The following is a 14,619-nucleotide window of genomic DNA, read 5'->3' on the forward strand; positions in this document are numbered from 1 at the left end:
GCGCCCGAATCTCGCATGGCATGGAACCTAGCGACTACCTCTGCTCGGTTCGGGATGACACGTCGAGACATCTGCTCCACATCTCCTCAGGTCAGGAGCTGTGTTGCAACCATCACTTGAAACTGCCGAGACGTGTGCAATGGTCCATTGACGCAGCAGGGGTCAGGAGGAAACAGCCGCACTCTCTCGGTCCGCGAACACCTTGGCGTATCGGGTACCCGCGATCAGGAGCAACAGGCCCACTGCGATGAAGGCGATGACGCGGAACAGTCCGTCCAGGGCCACGAGGTCGAACAGGAACAGTTTGGCGATGGCCGCGGCGGTCAAGGACAGGCCGGCCAGCAAGGCCAGATGCGCATGGGTGACGCTGCGCAGTCCGAAGGCCAGGAGCGCGAAGGCTGCGATCATCCACTCGATGGTCGCCGCGGTGTGACCCGCCGTGAATCCAGTTGTTTCGCCGCCGATTCCGGCGCCGAGGTTCACTGTTGCGGCCGTCAGGCCGTAGAGCGCGAGCACGCCGGAGACGATGGCGAGGGTCTGCAGTCCGTCGTCGACCAGTTTCAGTTCGGCCAGAACGTAGGCGAAGCCGAATGCCGTTGCTGCGAGCAGGATTCCACCGAGGGCAATGCCGACGCTGCCGACGGCGTAATCGGAGTCCAGCAGCGTCCTGGGCGGACTGACCGAGACGAACATCAGCGCGCCGATGACACCGAATCCGCTGCCGATCGCGTATGCAAGTGTCGAGCGAGTGCTGTGGGCGACCGCGATCAGAGCCAGGGCGACGGCGAACAACACGACCGGGCGAATCTCGAGAGTCGTCGACTCGACTGCGGCCTGCAGCGTCGCCAAGGCGCCGATCACCGCGACGGTGATGCGAGCGTGTCCCGGCAACCAGCTCACCAGGATCACGATCGCCAGGGCCGCGGCAGCAAGAACCAGCTGAACGGTGACGGTCGTCCAACGATCGAATACGTCTGCGGACACCAGGACCGGCAGCGACGCCAGGGCGAACATGACGGACGCAACCACGTCGGAGACGTTGCGGCGCAACAGTTCCAGCGACATACCGATACCGAGGGCGGCCACCAGAACTACGACGAGGAGCAGCCGGTAATCACCCGTTGTCCCGGACATATCCGCGCTCGCGATCGCGGCCAACACCGCACCGACGAGTGGAACGGTCCGAACGATCTGCAGCAGCTGCCAATTCCGACCGATCTGGGCCGGGAAGCTGGCTACATAGGTGGCGATGAAGAACGCGATCAACGACAGGTCGAGGCCGTCGGTCAGCACCGGGCCACACACGGCGACCCCGGCCAGAATCAACACGGCCATCGGCTGCGACTTCCATTGCACGGCGAGTGCCGTTCCCGCAGCGGCGATTCCGAATGCGGCGATCAGCCCGATCACGGGGTCGAGCCAGCCGTACAGAACGGACGTCGCGAGCACATCGAGGTACAGGCCTGCGATGCCGGTCGCGGCAAGTGCAATTCCGCCGACGCGTCCGCCGGAGCGACCGAACACGCGGACACCCGCACCGATCAGCGCGAGCGAGAACACCGCGCCCGCCGCGACGCGCAGCGGAGGACCGAACCACCCGGCCTGCGCGGCGAGCACCAGCAGCATCACGACGCCGACGAGGGTGACGCCCGCGCCGGCGACGGCCAGCAGGCGACTGATGACCCCGTCCCGCTGCCACCACGGCTCGCGCGGCGGAGCCGGAGGCCGAGGTGCGACGACCGGCCCCCTGGGTCGTGTGGGGTAGGGCTCGGCAGGCTGGGGCCGAACCGTCTGGTGACCCATCTGGTGGCCGAACGGCTGGCCGTAGGGCTGAGGTGGAAGCTGCGGCGCCGCGATGGGCGGGGCGGCAGGAGCCGTCACCTGCCGCGTCGGAGCCGGGGCAGCATTCGCGGCACCGAGTTGTGACTGCAGCGTCTGCAGATCGACGGCCACCTGACGCATGTGGTCGCCCAACGAATCGAAGCGGCTGGACAGTCGCGCAACGAGTTGCGGATCCAGCCCGGAGTTCTGGGAAGAAGTCATGGGTTAGATACTGCGAGCATCGCCGCCGAAATGCGTGAGTAGTGCTACTCGGATCTCTCGAGTAGAACAGCCGCCCTAACCGAACATTCGGCGGAACGAGCTACCGAACGGATGCTTGGCGGTCACCGAGCCCAGGCGGACCTTGCCCGAGACCACGAGATGCAGCGGGCCGTAGGGCGGACCGGTACGAACCTTGTTGGTGGCGCTGCCCGCCACCGTGTCGACGCCGTTGAGGTCGACGGTTGCTTCGGTGGGCACGATCAGAGTCACGGTGCTGCAGTAGTCGTCGACGTGTATTTCGACCACCTGGGTGGACATGACGGCCTGAGTGAAGTCGAGTGTCACCGTGGACATGCGGGTGGAGACGCGCAGGCTCGCGGGTACGTTCCACGGCCCCTTGCGGGTAATGGTGGACATGCTGCCGCGCAGTGTGTCCGACGAACCGCCGCCGTGCCCCCAATGTTCTTGCACCACGCGGCGCGGTACCGGGTGCGGAGTCGCTTTCGGTGACGGGCGATGCTCCTCGGCGATCTGCATCCCGGGCAGATCGGCGAGCACGGAGTTCAGCTCACCGCGGGTTTTCGACGCCAATGCGGTGTCCATGCGCTCGGTGAACTCGCCGAGCGACAGCATGCCCTGCCCTACTGCGCGTTGCAGCAGTTCTCCGACGTGTTCGCGCTCGGCATCGGACACTCGCAGATCCCTTGCCTCCATGGGTCCAGGGTAGCGAAGATCTCAGGCTGCGCGCCCGCCCAGAACGGAGAGCATTCCGGACACCGACGCGGGCCATCCGAATTCTTCGGCGCGCAACCTTGCGGCGATGCGGCGGCCGTCGACCGGAAGTTCGAGTACCCGCTGAATCTCCGCGGCGAATCCGTCGACGGTGTTCTTCGAGGATCCGCCACAGTGCGGGGTGACGATCTGCGCCAGTGCCGAGGTCTCGGAGACGACGACGGGGGTGCCTGCTGCGAGCGATTCCAGCGCGGCGAGCCCGAACGTTTCGTGTGGACCGGGTGCGAGGGCGATGTCTGCCGAGGCCAGTAGGGCGGCGACGGCCGCCCGCCCGTCGACGAAGCCGAGGAAATCGATGGGGAGGCCGCGGGCGCGTCGTTCGAGGCTGGCTCGGCGGGGGCCGTCGCCGGCGATGATCAGCCGCGCCTGCATACCCGAATCACACAGCGCAGCAAGCGAATCGATACTTCTCTCGACGTGTTTCTCCACCGAGAGCCGCCCGCAGTGCACGAGCAGGCGATCGGCACTGCCCATCCACGCGGATCGCTCGCCGACGATACGTCGACGCGGATGGAACAGGTCGAGATCCACACCGAGCGGCACTCGATGGACGTTGCGCACGCCGATCCTGTCGAATTCCTGTTGCGCGAACTCCGTGGTGCACACGACGGCGTCGTACGAATCGGCGGTGCGACGGTTGGCGAGGTCGGCCATCGCGCGGGCACACCGCATCGGCATCGTTTGAGCGAGCAGACGGTCCAGGCGTTCGTGGGAGATCATCACGCTGCGAACGTCCCGACGCGCGGCCCAGGTGCCCATCCCGCGCAGGGTGAGCCGATCCGACACTTCGATCACGTCCGGCCGTAGCCCGGCCGCAACCGAGGACACCCGACGCGGATCGGCCACCCGGTAACCGCCGGTGAACGGGATCTGTGGTGCAGGCACCTCGATGCGTACCACTCCCGACGGCAACATCGTCTCGCTCCATCGATCGCCCGGCACAATCAGAGTGACCTCGTGCCCGCCCGCCACGTACCCCGATCCGAGCTGGTCGACAGCCGTCCGCAAGCCGCCGGACCGCGGTCCGTAGAAGTTGGCGAGTTGGACGATGCGCACTCGATCAGTCTTCCCAGCCGAGAGTCCATCGGACGGCGTGGTGATGGATGGCGGCCGAACCTTCGCGGAATTCTGTGTGGAGATCGCTACCAGCGGGTAGACGGGGCAGATGCGAGTGACACTGCAATCCACCGGCAACGCCCCCGCTCCCGAGGTCTGGGAGCGTTACATGGAACCGACGGCCTGGCGAACCTGGGCACCGCAGATCATCGGCGTCGAGTATCGCGGCGAGCGCCTGGACGGCGACACCACCGGGCGAGTGCTGGGACCACTCGGCGTGCCGATCGACTTCCGGGTGCATTCGGTCGACGAGCGTTCGTGGACGTGGGCGTGGTCGGCGTGGTTCCAGAATCAGGCCATCGGCGTCGACTTGACGCACGGCGTCGTCTCACGGCCGAACGGTACGAGGGCGTGGTTGACGATCGACGGTCCGTTGCCGCTGGTGCTGCCTTACCTGCCGGTCGCCAAGTTCGCGCTCGGCAGGTTGTGCAGTCGGTAGCGCTACTCGGACCGGGTGACGGTCTTCTGCTCGGACTTGTCGGCGACGTCGGTCGGCTCGGGAGTCGTGAGCGAGGACTCCTCGCCCGATCCGTCGAGATGGCCGTCGAACTCGTCGATCGCCTCGGCGCGTTCGGCCCCGGTCTGGTCGAGGTCGGCGTCGACGCCCTTCGAGTGTTTCGCCGGGTCGACGGTGGTGTCCACTGCATTTTCGTTGTCGGTCATAGGATGCAGAGTGCCCCTCGGCACCCGACGCAAACCCTCACAGCCCCTTTTCGATGGCGTACCGGGTCAGTTCGACGCGGTTGGCCAGCTGCAATTTTCGCAGCGTTGCCTGCACGTGATTTTCGACGGTGCGGTGACTGAGCGTCAGTCGCGTCGCAATCTGCTTGGCGCTCAGGCCCTTTGCCACCAGTCGCAGCACTTCGGTTTCCCGGTCCGTCAGCGTGGGGCGCGCGTCGGATTCCGGTTCCGGTGAGGACGACATCCGCCGGAACTCGCCGAGCACCAGTCCTGCCAGGCCCGGAGTGAACACCGCCTGCCCGGCCGCCGTAGCGCGGACGGCGTCGAACAGTTCCTCGGCCGATGCACTCTTGACAAGGTAACCGGTCGCGCCCGCCTTGATGGCGTCGAGCACGTCACTGCGTTCGGCGGACGCCGAGAGCACCAGGATCTTGCTCTGCGGCGACGCCTCGAGGACGACGACGGTGGCGTCGGCTCCGTTCCCGTCGGGCAGGTGCATGTCCATCAGTACGACGTCGGGCGTGGTCGCACGGGCACGGCGGCCGGCAGCGGCGACGCCGTCTGCGGTGGCGACGACCTTGAAGCCTGCGGCGTCGAGATCCCGGGCCACGCCGTCTCGCCACATCGGATGATCGTCGACGACCATGACCGCGATCTCGGCATTCGAGTCTTCGATCATGCCGGTCCTTTCGTTCGCGGAATTCGAATCTCCCATTCGGTACCCTCCCCCTCGTCGGTGTCGAGTATCGCAGTACCACCGAGAGATTCGACGCGGCCGAGTATCGATTTCGAGACGCCCATCCGGCCTTCGGCTTCGGCGGCGGCAAGCCGTCCGGCCGGAATTCCCCGGCCGTCGTCGCGAATGCTGACGATCAATTCACCGTCGACGTCCTCGAGCAACACGTAGGCCTTCGCGCCGGCTCCCGCGTGGAGTTCGACATTGGACAGTGCGGTCGCCACGACAGCGGCGAGTTCCTCGGCCACATCGGATTCGACGAGTACCGGATCGGCGGGCGTCGAGACGGAGATCGCCGTGCCCGCCTGAGTGCGCAACAGTGCCCGGACGTCGACTATCGAGCCGGTGTGATCACCCCGCGGGGCTGCCTGTTCCGAGATCAGCACGCGCAGAGCTACTTCCTGTTCGCCGGCCAGTTCGGCGAGTTCTGCTGCCGGACCGCCTATTTCGAGACCACGCCGCCGAACCAGGGCCAGTACCTGCAGCACCCCGTCGTGTACCTGCCGCGCGAGGCGTTCGCGTTCTTCGGTGATCGCGGCCGATCGTGCTGCCCGACGCAACTCTTCGTGGGCCCGCCGGGCGGTGTTCGACGCCAATCCCAGTGCCAGCCCGGCCGAGAGCAGTACCGGGGCGGTGGCGTCGGACCACAGGTCGGTGTCGAAGCGGTCGCGGACGAGTGCGCTGACCACCGACATCGCCACTCCGGACGCGATTCCTCCCCTGGGGCCCAACAGGATTGCGGCGGAGATGACGGCATTGGTGGCCCACAGCGTGGTCGGTAGAGTTTGGCGGGTGCTGTACCAGTCGTAGTCGGCCACCAGTCGCGTCGACGCCATCAGCGCGATGACGATGATCTGATCGGCAAGGACAACCTGCCAGCGCGGAAGCGACGCGCGCGCGAGCATCAGCGCCGATGCCCCGGACCACACGGCCATCAGGGCGACGAGGAACCAACTCAGCCGCGGGTTGGTGTAATTGTCGACGGTCGCTGCCTGGTAGCTGATGGCGTAGACGAGCGTGACCAGGCGAAAGGCCTGCGAGGCTCGCCAGAGCGGGGTGTCGGGATCGGACGAGGAGAGGGTGGTCCGTACCCGGTCAGCCGTCGGCATCGGTCTTCGGACCTACCGTCTCGGGATCGGGAGTCTTCAGCTCTCCCTTGGCAAGTCGATCCGGCTCCTCGCTCCCGGGAGGAGTGTGTGGGTCGCTCGGTTCGGCGGAGTACAGAGGGTCGGCCACCTCGAGTTCCTCGTAGACCTCGTCCGGGTCGTCGGCCAGCAGCGATCGAACAGCGGTGTTGAGAACGGCGACGATCGGTACCGCGAGCAGGCCTCCGACGATGCCGGCCAGCAGGATGCCGACGGTGATGGACAGCACCACCGCCAACGGATGCAGGCGCACGGCGCGACCAAGCAGGAGTGGTTGCAGCACATGGCCTTCGAGTTGCATGACGGCCACCACGATGCCGAGGGTGATGAGCGCGGTGATGAGGCCCTTGGTGACCAGCGCGATGAACACTGCGACGAATCCGGTCAGCACCGCACCGATGATCGGGATGAACGCACCGATGAACACCAGCGAGGCCAGCGGGAGCGCAAGTGGTACACCGAGAATGGCGAGCCCGGCACCGATGCCGATGGCATCGGCGGCCGCGACGGCAACCGTCGCGCGGACGTATCCCACCAGAGACCCGAAACCCTGGATACCTGCGGTGCGAATCTTCTTGCGCGCTGCAGTCGGGGCCAGTCGGGTGACGAACTGCCAGATCTGATCGCCCCCGTAGAGGAAGAAGATCAGGGTGAACAGCGTCAGCAACGCGCCGGTCAGTATCTCGCCGATCACCGTCGCCGTGGTCAGCGCCCCACTGGTGACGGCTTCCTGGTTGTCCTGGATGACCTTGACCAGATTGTCGGTCGCCTGCCGAATCTGGTCCTCACTGATGTGTAGCGGCCCATCGCTGAGCCATTCCTCGATGCCGTTGATCGACTGGGTGAACTGATCGCCCACCTGGGGCAGGCCTTCGATGAACTGCTCGACGATGAACGTCATGATTCCGGCGACGACGCCGATGCTGGCGATGATCACGATGATCACCGCGGCGACGCGAGGCACTCCTCGGCGCTGCATCCAGTCGACGATCGGCACGAGCAGAGCCGACGCCAACAGCGCCAGACCCAGCGGAATGACGACGGTGCTGAGCTTGGCGACCACGTAGGCAAACGTGATGAATCCGGCGAACAGGACCAGTAGTCGCCACGTCCATTCCGCCCCGACCCGCACGAGCGGATGCACCGAATCCGCAGCCGAAGTGGGGCCCGGGGACGCCCCCGTACCTTGCGCCCGCAACTCGTCGGTGCTCACCCGCTAAATTTAACCTGTGCTGGCATCTTTCCGAGCGGTCTCGCTCACCCTGAAGAGTCGCTGGCCGCTGTACATGCTCTCGATGCTCATCGCCAATGTCTTCGGCGCAGTGCTCGTGTTCGCCTTCGTGCGCTACGGCCTGCCCATCCCCGAATCCGAATCGATCGTCGCCGACCGGGTCCGCAACGTCTACATCTTCGGGGCCTATCTGGGTGTGGCCCTCGTGGTCAGCCTGATCTACGCGTACATCCTCCTTCGCTCGGTGATCAGGTGGCAGCTCCGCGGTGGCCCACCCACCCGCAAGGAGCAGATGACGACGCTGCACGCACCGTTGCGTCAAGCGATCGTGCATCTGATCCTGTGGATCATCGGCGGCATCATCTTCGTGCTGCTGACCATCGCGGAGATGCCGTCGCTCTCGATTGCCGTCATCGTCACCGTGGGCATGGCAGCCACCGTCACGTTCGGATTCACCTACATGCTCGGCGAGCGCATTCTGCGACCGGTGGCGGCGTTGGCCCTGAGCGAGGGCCGATTCGACCGCACCATGACGCCAGGCGTCGGCACCCGCATGGCCATGACCTGGGGCCTGGGCACGTTGATGCCCGTCATCGGCATCATCCTGCTGTGCGCCACTCAGCTGACCACCGATCTGGTGTTCTCCCCCAACGCGCTCGCCGTGGCGATCATCCTGCTCAGCGTGCTGGCCATCGTTCAGGCATTCGTACTGTCGATGCTCACCGCGAGCCAGATCTCCGACCCCATCAGCCAGCTGCACAGCGCCATCGAACGCGTCCAGCGCGGCGAGACGGACGTCGAGGTGGATGTGTTCGACGGCTCCGAGATCGGTCGCCTCCAGGTGGGATTCAACCGAATGATGGAGGAATCGGCCGAACGACGCGTCCTGCGAGAGTTGTTCGGGCAGCACGTCGGTGAGGACGTGGCGCGTCGAGCATTGCAGTTCGGAACCGAACTCGGCGGGGAAACACGATTCGTCGCAGTGCTGTTCGTCGACATGGTCGGCTCCACCGCCACCGCCTCCGAGCGCCCGCCGAGCGAGGTCGTGGTGTTGCTCAACGAGTTCTTCCGGGTGGTCGTCGACGTCGTCGGGCGTCATCACGGGTTCGTCAACAAGTTCATGGGCGACGCGGCCCTCGCAATCTTCGGTGCCCCACTCGACCGTCCCGATGCACCGACCGCCGCGCTCGCTGCCGCGCGTGAGCTGCGGTTCGCCCTCGACGAGATCACCGGCCTCGACATCGGTATCGGCGTTTCTGCAGGCCTGGCCGTGGCCGGCAACATCGGCGCGTCGGAACGCTTCGAGTACACGGTCATCGGAGACCCGGTCAACGAGGCATCGCGACTGACCGAGCTGGCGAAACTGCGTCCCGGACGCGTCCTGGCGTCGACCTCCGCCCTGTACTTCGCCGAGGACGAGGAACAGGAACAGTGGGAGCTGGGGGATCAGGTTCAACTGCGTGGTCGACGACGGGCCACCCACCTGGCATGGCCAGTGGAGTATCCCGACTCCTCCTCGAGCGACGGTTAGTCTGACAGGGTGCCCGACCCCAGCTCCGCCAGCGGACCCGCGCTGCGGCGTCCGCGAAACCGGCTCCGCTGGGTCAAATGGATCGCCGGAATCGCTCTGGTCGCGCTGCTGGTGGGCGAGGCGATCTACCTGTGGCCGCGGTTGCACGAATCCTGGACCGCCGTCCGCGAAATCCACTGGGGTTGGCTGGCGGCGTGCGTGTTCGCGCAAGCGGTGTCGTTGAGCGCGTTCGGCAGAGTGCAGAAGCAACTGCTCGACGCAGGCGGAGTCAAGGTTCGCCAGCGCAAGTCCGTGGCCGTCATCTACGGCAGTACCGCTATGTCGCTCACCCTCCCCGCAGGCCAGGTGTTCTCGACGGCGTTCACGTACCGAGAGACGCGTCGCTGGGGAGCTAGCCCCGTCGTCGCCTCGTGGCAGCTGGCGATCTCCGGAGTGATCGCCGCGGCAGGACTCGCCGTCCTCGGGGTGGCAGGCGGACTGATCGTCGGTGGCTCGTTCAATACGTTCACCGTCTTACTGCCCATTGCCGGCGTCATCGCCATCGTGGTCGCCGTCCGCTACATCTCCGATCATCCCGAGTCGATCAAGAACATCGCGCGCTGGGGATTGCGGAAGTACAACTCGTTACGCAATCACGAGCTCGACGCCGGTGCCGAGGGCATCGACAAGATCATCGGCCAGATTCAATCCGTCCAGCTCGGCAAGCGTGACGGCGCGCTCACCCTGTCATGGTCCGCCGTGCACCGACTGGCGGATGTCGCCTGCCTGGCGTTCGCGTGCTTCGCCGTCGGCGCAGATCCACGACTGTCGGGGTTGCTGATCGCGTTCGCGGCAGGCAAAGCCGTCGGATCCGTTCCCCTCGCGCCCGGCGGATTGGTCGTCGTCGACGCCACCCTCATCGCCTTCCTCACCAGTGCGGCCTCGATCACCGCATCGCAGGCCGTCGCATCGGCGCTGGTGTACCGCGGCGTCAGCTTCATCCTCGTCGCCGTGGTCGGATGGATCGTGTTTCTCGTGCTGTTCCGCAAACATCAGCACGCCGATCTCGAATTCGATATTGCGTTGGAGCGGCAGGAGACCGCCGATGTGCAGCGCACCGAGGACATTCGCGACGCGAAGGGCGACCCGGAACCCGCGTAGCGACTGGCTGCGGGCTATGGCGTCCGTCACTTTCTGTTCATCCGGAATATATACGGACCCTGGTCCGCTTGTGTACGATGAGCATTGAAACTTCAAGCAACTAGGAGACACCATGACCACCGCCATCGCACTTCCCGAGCTCACCGCAGGCACCTGGGCCATCGACGCAGCCCACTCCACCGTCGGATTCACCGTCCGCCACCTGGTTGTCAGCAAGGTCCGCGGTCGTTTCCAGAACTTCAGCGGCTCCATCACCGTTGCAGCCGACGGCACCCCCGCCGTCGACGCCGAGATCGACGTCACCTCGATCACCACCGACAACGCGCAGCGCGACGGACACCTCAAGACCGCCGACTTCTTCGAGGTCGAGAAGTTCCCCACCGCAACGTTCAAGTCCACCTCGGTCAAGGCCGACGGCGGAGACTTCGTCGTCACCGGTGACTTCACCCTCCACGGCGTCACCAACTCCATCGATCTGAAGCTCGAGTTCAACGGCGTCAACGCCGGCATGGGCAACGGACCCGTCGCGGGCTTCGAGGCCAGCACCGTCATCAACCGCAAGGACTTCGGCATCAGCATCGACATGCCCCTCGAAGGCGGCGGCGCTGTCGTCGGCGACAAGATCACCCTGAACCTGGAAATCGAAGCAGGACTCCAGGCGTAAGCAGTCCGCAAGACTTGAAATCGGGTGCAATCGACCGCGCTATGCGCGGTTGGTTGCACCCGATTTTCGTCGCGATGTCTACAGTGGGGCGCGTGAAGTTTCGCTCTCCCGCAGTTGCTGCCGTCATCGACCTGATCATGGTCGTTCTGTTCGCCGCGATCGGTCGTCGCAGTCACGCCGAGGCCACCGCACTGTCGGGTCTGTTCCACACCGCCTGGCCGTTCGTCGTCGGCGGCGCCATCGGTTGGGTGGTTGCGTTCGCTTTGTACCGCAACAAATTCGACGCGTTCCTCATCGTCCCGACGGGCATGGTGGTGTGGGTGAGCACGGTTGCCGTCGGCATGGTGCTTCGTGCGCTGACGGGACAAGGAACTGCCGGGTCCTTCATCGTCGTCGCAACCGTGGCCACCGCAGTTCTACTGCTGGGTTGGCGCGCGCTCGCGAAATTCGTTCCCAGCGTTCGGTGACGGCGAGTTCGTCGAAAATAGCCTCGGCGCGATAGGCTGATCTGCGGTGCGCCGGGAAGTCTGGTCGGCAACAGTTCTGTGCTGCGCACTTGCCGGTCGATCGGGCCGGTTCGCGTAGCACTTACGAAGCTACCGAAAGGCGTTGCCCTGATGACGAATTCACCGACTCCCCCCACTCGGCTACCGCTGTTCTCCCGCGGATCGTGGTCCGAGGCAGACCGCGTCGCGCAGATCCTTCGGAAAGAAACTGTCGGTGGCGCACTGCTTCTCGTCGCTACCCTCGTTGCGTTGATCTGGGCCAACTCCCCATGGTCCGCTGCCTACGACTCGTTGATGAGCACCCGCGTCGGGCCATCTGCGTTGCACCTCGACCTGACGCTGTCGACATGGGCCGCCGACGGCTTGCTGGCCATCTTCTTCTTCGTCGTCGGACTCGAACTCAAACGAGAATTCGTCGCCGGAGACCTGCGCGAACCCGCTCGCGCGGCCTTACCCGTAGCCGCGGCAATCGGCGGAATGGCAGTTCCGGCAATCATTTTCGTGCTCATCAACCTCGGCACGGGTGACGGCGCACTGCTCGGCTGGGCAATCCCGACTGCCACCGATATCGCGTTCGCCGTCGCCGTTCTCGCCGTGATCAGCACTCACCTTCCCACTGCGCTGCGAACCTTCCTCCTTACATTGGCCGTGGTGGACGATCTCCTGGCCGTCACCGTCATCGCAATCTTCTACACCGACGACATCAACTTCCTCGCCCTCGGCCTGACGCTGATTCCGCTCGCGCTCTTCGCGGTCGCCGTCCAACTGCGCGTTCGGTTGTGGTGGATCCTCATCCCGCTGGCGGTGGTGACGTGGGTGCTGATGCACGAATCGGGCGTACACGCCACTGTCGCAGGCGTTCTGCTCGGCTTCGCCGTCCCGGTCCTGCGCAGCAAGGCAGCCGGCGGTCCGGACGCGGGCCCCGGTCTGGCCGAACACTTCGAGCACAAGATTCGGCCCATCTCCGCGGGTATTGCCGTGCCGCTGTTCGCCTTCTGCGCTGCCGGCGTGACCGTCGGGGGGTTTTCGGGTCTACGCAGCGCGTTGACCGACCCCATCGCACTCGGCATCATCGCCGGTCTGGTGTTCGGCAAGGCCATCGGCATCTTCGGCACCACCTACCTGGTCTCGCGCTTCACCCGAGCGACCCTCGACGCTGGACTGAAATGGCTCGACGTCTTCGGCGTGGCCATGCTCGCGGGTATCGGATTCACGGTGTCGCTGCTCATCGGCGATCTGGCCTTCGGTGCGGGAACCGAGCGCGACGACCACGTCAAGGTGGGCGTACTCGCCGGTTCGATCATCGCTGCCTCGTTGGCCGCCGTCATCCTGCGCAGCCGCAACAAGGCCTACCGGGACATCTACATCGAAGAAACCCGCGACGACGATCACGACGGAATCCCGGACGTGTATCAGAAGTAACAGGACCGAACGGGAACAGCTGTCGAGAACATGTCTCGGCTGGACGATGTACAGCACCGTCAGCAAGTCGAAGCTCATCACCTCCAGCGAACGCGACGTCATCCGCACCGTCAGCGAACACGCCATGCGCCGAGCACTGGCGCAGGACCCCGACGTTCTCTGACCGCCCCCCCCCCCCCCCACACACACACAGTTGCAGCAGCCGGCAGCGACCCCCAACCGACCTCCGCGCTGACTCGCATCCAGCGAGAGAGGGGCGGGGTCTTCTCTTCCCGCGCCCCGTCGTCAGAGCCGTAAAACCTTTACTGTTGTCGCCGTGATCGAGAACCGGTGTCGCGCATGACACAGCCGCTGGCCCGTCGACTCGGGCTGTTCGACGCCGTCGTCATCGGAGTCGGTTCGATGGTCGGGGCCGGGGTGTTCGCGTCGTTCGCTCCCGCGTCGGCGGTCGCAGGTACCGGCCTGCTCATCGGTCTGGCCGTCGCGGCAACGGTCGCGTTCTGCAACGCAACATCCTCGGCCCAGCTCGCCGCCCAGTATCCGACGTCGGGCGGCACTTACATCTACGGTCGCGAGCGGCTCGGCGCATGGCCCGGCTTTCTCGCGGGATGGACTTTCGTGATCGGCAAGACTGCCAGTTCGGCGGCCATGGCGCTGGTGTTCGCGGCCTACGTCGCACCTGCCCGATACACCGAACTCGTTGCCGTGCTTGCCATTGCGCTGCTGACCACGGTGAACTACTTCGGAATCACGCGCACTGCTTGGTTGACCAAAATCCTGGTCACCGCGGTTCTCGCCGTCCTCCTCGTCGGAGTGATCCTCGGCCTCACCGGCTCCACGGGTGCGGGCCTCGACAACCTCGCATCCGCCACCGATCACGGCTGGTACGGCATTCTGCAGTCAGCCGGTTTGTTGTTCTTCGCATTCGCGGGCTACGCACGCATCGCCACACTCGGCGAGGAGGTCATCCGGCCCGAGCGCACCATTCCGCGCGCCATCGTCTCCGCCCTCGGCATCGCGTTGCTGGTCTACGCGGTGGTTGCGTCGACCCTGCTGGCGGTCCTCGGTCCGGAACTGCTTGCGTCGTCGTCGGCCCCACTCGTCGATCTCGTACTGGCGTCGGGACATTCGTGGGCGTCGCCGATGATGCGCATCGGCGCGGGTCTGGCAGCGCTCGGGGCGTTGCTCGCGCTCATCGCCGGGATCGGACGCACCTCTCTGGCGATGGCCCGCCATCACGACCTGCCGTCGTACCTGACGGTGGTGCACCCGCGCTACTCGGTTCCGCACCGCGCCGAGATCACCCTGGCACTGGTCGTCTGCGTGCTGGTTCTGCTGGTCGATCTGCGTGATGCCATCGGGTTCTCCTCGTTCGGGGTATTGCTGTACTACCTGGTCGCCAACATCAGCGCGTACACCCAGGAGGCCGAGCATCGCCGCTACCCGCGGGCCCTGCAGATCGTCGGCGGCATCGGATGCGTGGTGCTGATCGCGACGTTGCCGGTGTCGTCCATCGCCGTCGGAACCGTCGTGGTCGTACTCGGTGTCGGCTACCGACTGATGCGCACCAACCGTTCACTTGACGCCTGATTCGGTAGACGTCAATATAGAC

At 65.5% G+C, this 14,619-nt stretch carries 14 protein-coding genes; 7 read left to right on the forward strand and 7 right to left on the reverse strand.

Annotated features, from left to right (window positions below):
- Positions 1–162: 162 nt before the first annotated feature.
- The 3 genes from ACNEOT_RS00005 to ACNEOT_RS00015 form a co-directional block, all read right to left on the reverse strand.
- The gene (locus ACNEOT_RS00005; RefSeq protein ID WP_415971112.1) at positions 163–2,043 is read right to left on the reverse strand and encodes a DUF2339 domain-containing protein; all 1,881 of its coding nucleotides are present in this window, start codon (positions 2,041–2,043) and stop codon (positions 163–165) included.
- 75 nt (positions 2,044–2,118) lie between these two features.
- Entirely contained in the window at positions 2,119–2,757 is a 639-nt protein-coding gene (locus tag ACNEOT_RS00010) for a DUF1707 domain-containing protein (RefSeq protein WP_415971114.1), read from the reverse strand.
- Positions 2,758–2,778: 21 nt separating this feature from the next.
- Positions 2,779–3,891, reverse strand: a complete 1,113-nt coding sequence (locus ACNEOT_RS00015) for a glycosyltransferase (RefSeq protein ID WP_415971116.1) — start codon at positions 3,889–3,891, stop codon at positions 2,779–2,781.
- A 109-nt stretch (positions 3,892–4,000) separates the two neighbouring features.
- On the opposite strand from ACNEOT_RS00015, the gene ACNEOT_RS00020 reads away from it, so the two are divergent.
- Positions 4,001–4,390, forward strand: a complete 390-nt coding sequence (locus ACNEOT_RS00020) for a MarR family transcriptional regulator (RefSeq protein ID WP_415971118.1) — start codon at positions 4,001–4,003, stop codon at positions 4,388–4,390.
- A gap of 2 nt (positions 4,391–4,392) precedes the next feature.
- Here ACNEOT_RS00020 and ACNEOT_RS00025 read toward each other — a convergent pair whose 3' ends face one another.
- From ACNEOT_RS00025 to ACNEOT_RS00040, 4 genes are read right to left on the reverse strand one after another with little or no spacing between them, the layout of a single operon-like run.
- The gene (locus ACNEOT_RS00025) at positions 4,393–4,614 is read right to left on the reverse strand and encodes an autophagy-related protein 2 (protein ID WP_415971120.1); all 222 of its coding nucleotides are present in this window, start codon (positions 4,612–4,614) and stop codon (positions 4,393–4,395) included.
- A gap of 37 nt (positions 4,615–4,651) precedes the next feature.
- On the reverse strand, positions 4,652–5,278 hold the full coding sequence (locus ACNEOT_RS00030) for a response regulator (RefSeq protein ID WP_415973598.1): 627 nt from the start codon (positions 5,276–5,278) through the stop codon (positions 4,652–4,654).
- Positions 5,279–5,307: 29 nt separating this feature from the next.
- Complete coding sequence (gene macS, locus ACNEOT_RS00035; RefSeq protein WP_415971122.1) at positions 5,308–6,477, reverse strand: MacS family sensor histidine kinase; 1,170 nt, start codon at positions 6,475–6,477, stop codon at positions 5,308–5,310.
- Positions 6,464–7,657: an AI-2E family transporter gene (locus ACNEOT_RS00040; protein ID WP_415973599.1), complete on the reverse strand. Its 1,194-nt coding sequence runs from the start codon at positions 7,655–7,657 to the stop codon at positions 6,464–6,466. The genes macS and ACNEOT_RS00040 overlap by 14 nt, the downstream gene beginning before the upstream one ends.
- A 142-nt stretch (positions 7,658–7,799) precedes the next feature.
- On the opposite strand from ACNEOT_RS00040, the gene ACNEOT_RS00045 reads away from it, so the two are divergent.
- From ACNEOT_RS00045 to ACNEOT_RS00070, 6 genes are all read left to right on the forward strand, one after another.
- Positions 7,800–9,275: an adenylate/guanylate cyclase domain-containing protein gene (locus tag ACNEOT_RS00045; RefSeq protein ID WP_415973600.1), complete on the forward strand. Its 1,476-nt coding sequence runs from the start codon at positions 7,800–7,802 to the stop codon at positions 9,273–9,275.
- Between the two features lie 9 nt (positions 9,276–9,284).
- Positions 9,285–10,415: a flippase-like domain-containing protein gene (locus ACNEOT_RS00050; protein ID WP_415971123.1), complete on the forward strand. Its 1,131-nt coding sequence runs from the start codon at positions 9,285–9,287 to the stop codon at positions 10,413–10,415.
- A gap of 112 nt (positions 10,416–10,527) precedes the next feature.
- A complete protein-coding gene (locus ACNEOT_RS00055) occupies positions 10,528–11,079 on the forward strand; it encodes a YceI family protein (RefSeq protein WP_415971124.1) in 552 nt (183 codons plus the stop codon).
- Between the two features lie 74 nt (positions 11,080–11,153).
- Positions 11,154–11,546 carry a DUF3054 domain-containing protein gene (locus ACNEOT_RS00060; RefSeq protein ID WP_415971126.1) on the forward strand — a complete coding sequence of 131 codons (393 nt, stop codon included), beginning with the start codon at positions 11,154–11,156 and terminating at the stop codon, positions 11,544–11,546.
- A gap of 150 nt (positions 11,547–11,696) precedes the next feature.
- Entirely contained in the window at positions 11,697–13,007 is a 1,311-nt protein-coding gene (nhaA, locus tag ACNEOT_RS00065; protein ID WP_415971128.1) for a Na+/H+ antiporter NhaA, read from the forward strand.
- Between the two features lie 339 nt (positions 13,008–13,346).
- A complete protein-coding gene (locus ACNEOT_RS00070) occupies positions 13,347–14,597 on the forward strand; it encodes an APC family permease (protein WP_415971130.1) in 1,251 nt (416 codons plus the stop codon).
- Positions 14,598–14,619 lie beyond the last annotated feature (22 nt).

This window comes from Rhodococcus sp. 077-4 (assembly GCF_047782425.1).
Classification (GTDB): domain Bacteria; phylum Actinomycetota; class Actinomycetes; order Mycobacteriales; family Mycobacteriaceae; genus Rhodococcoides.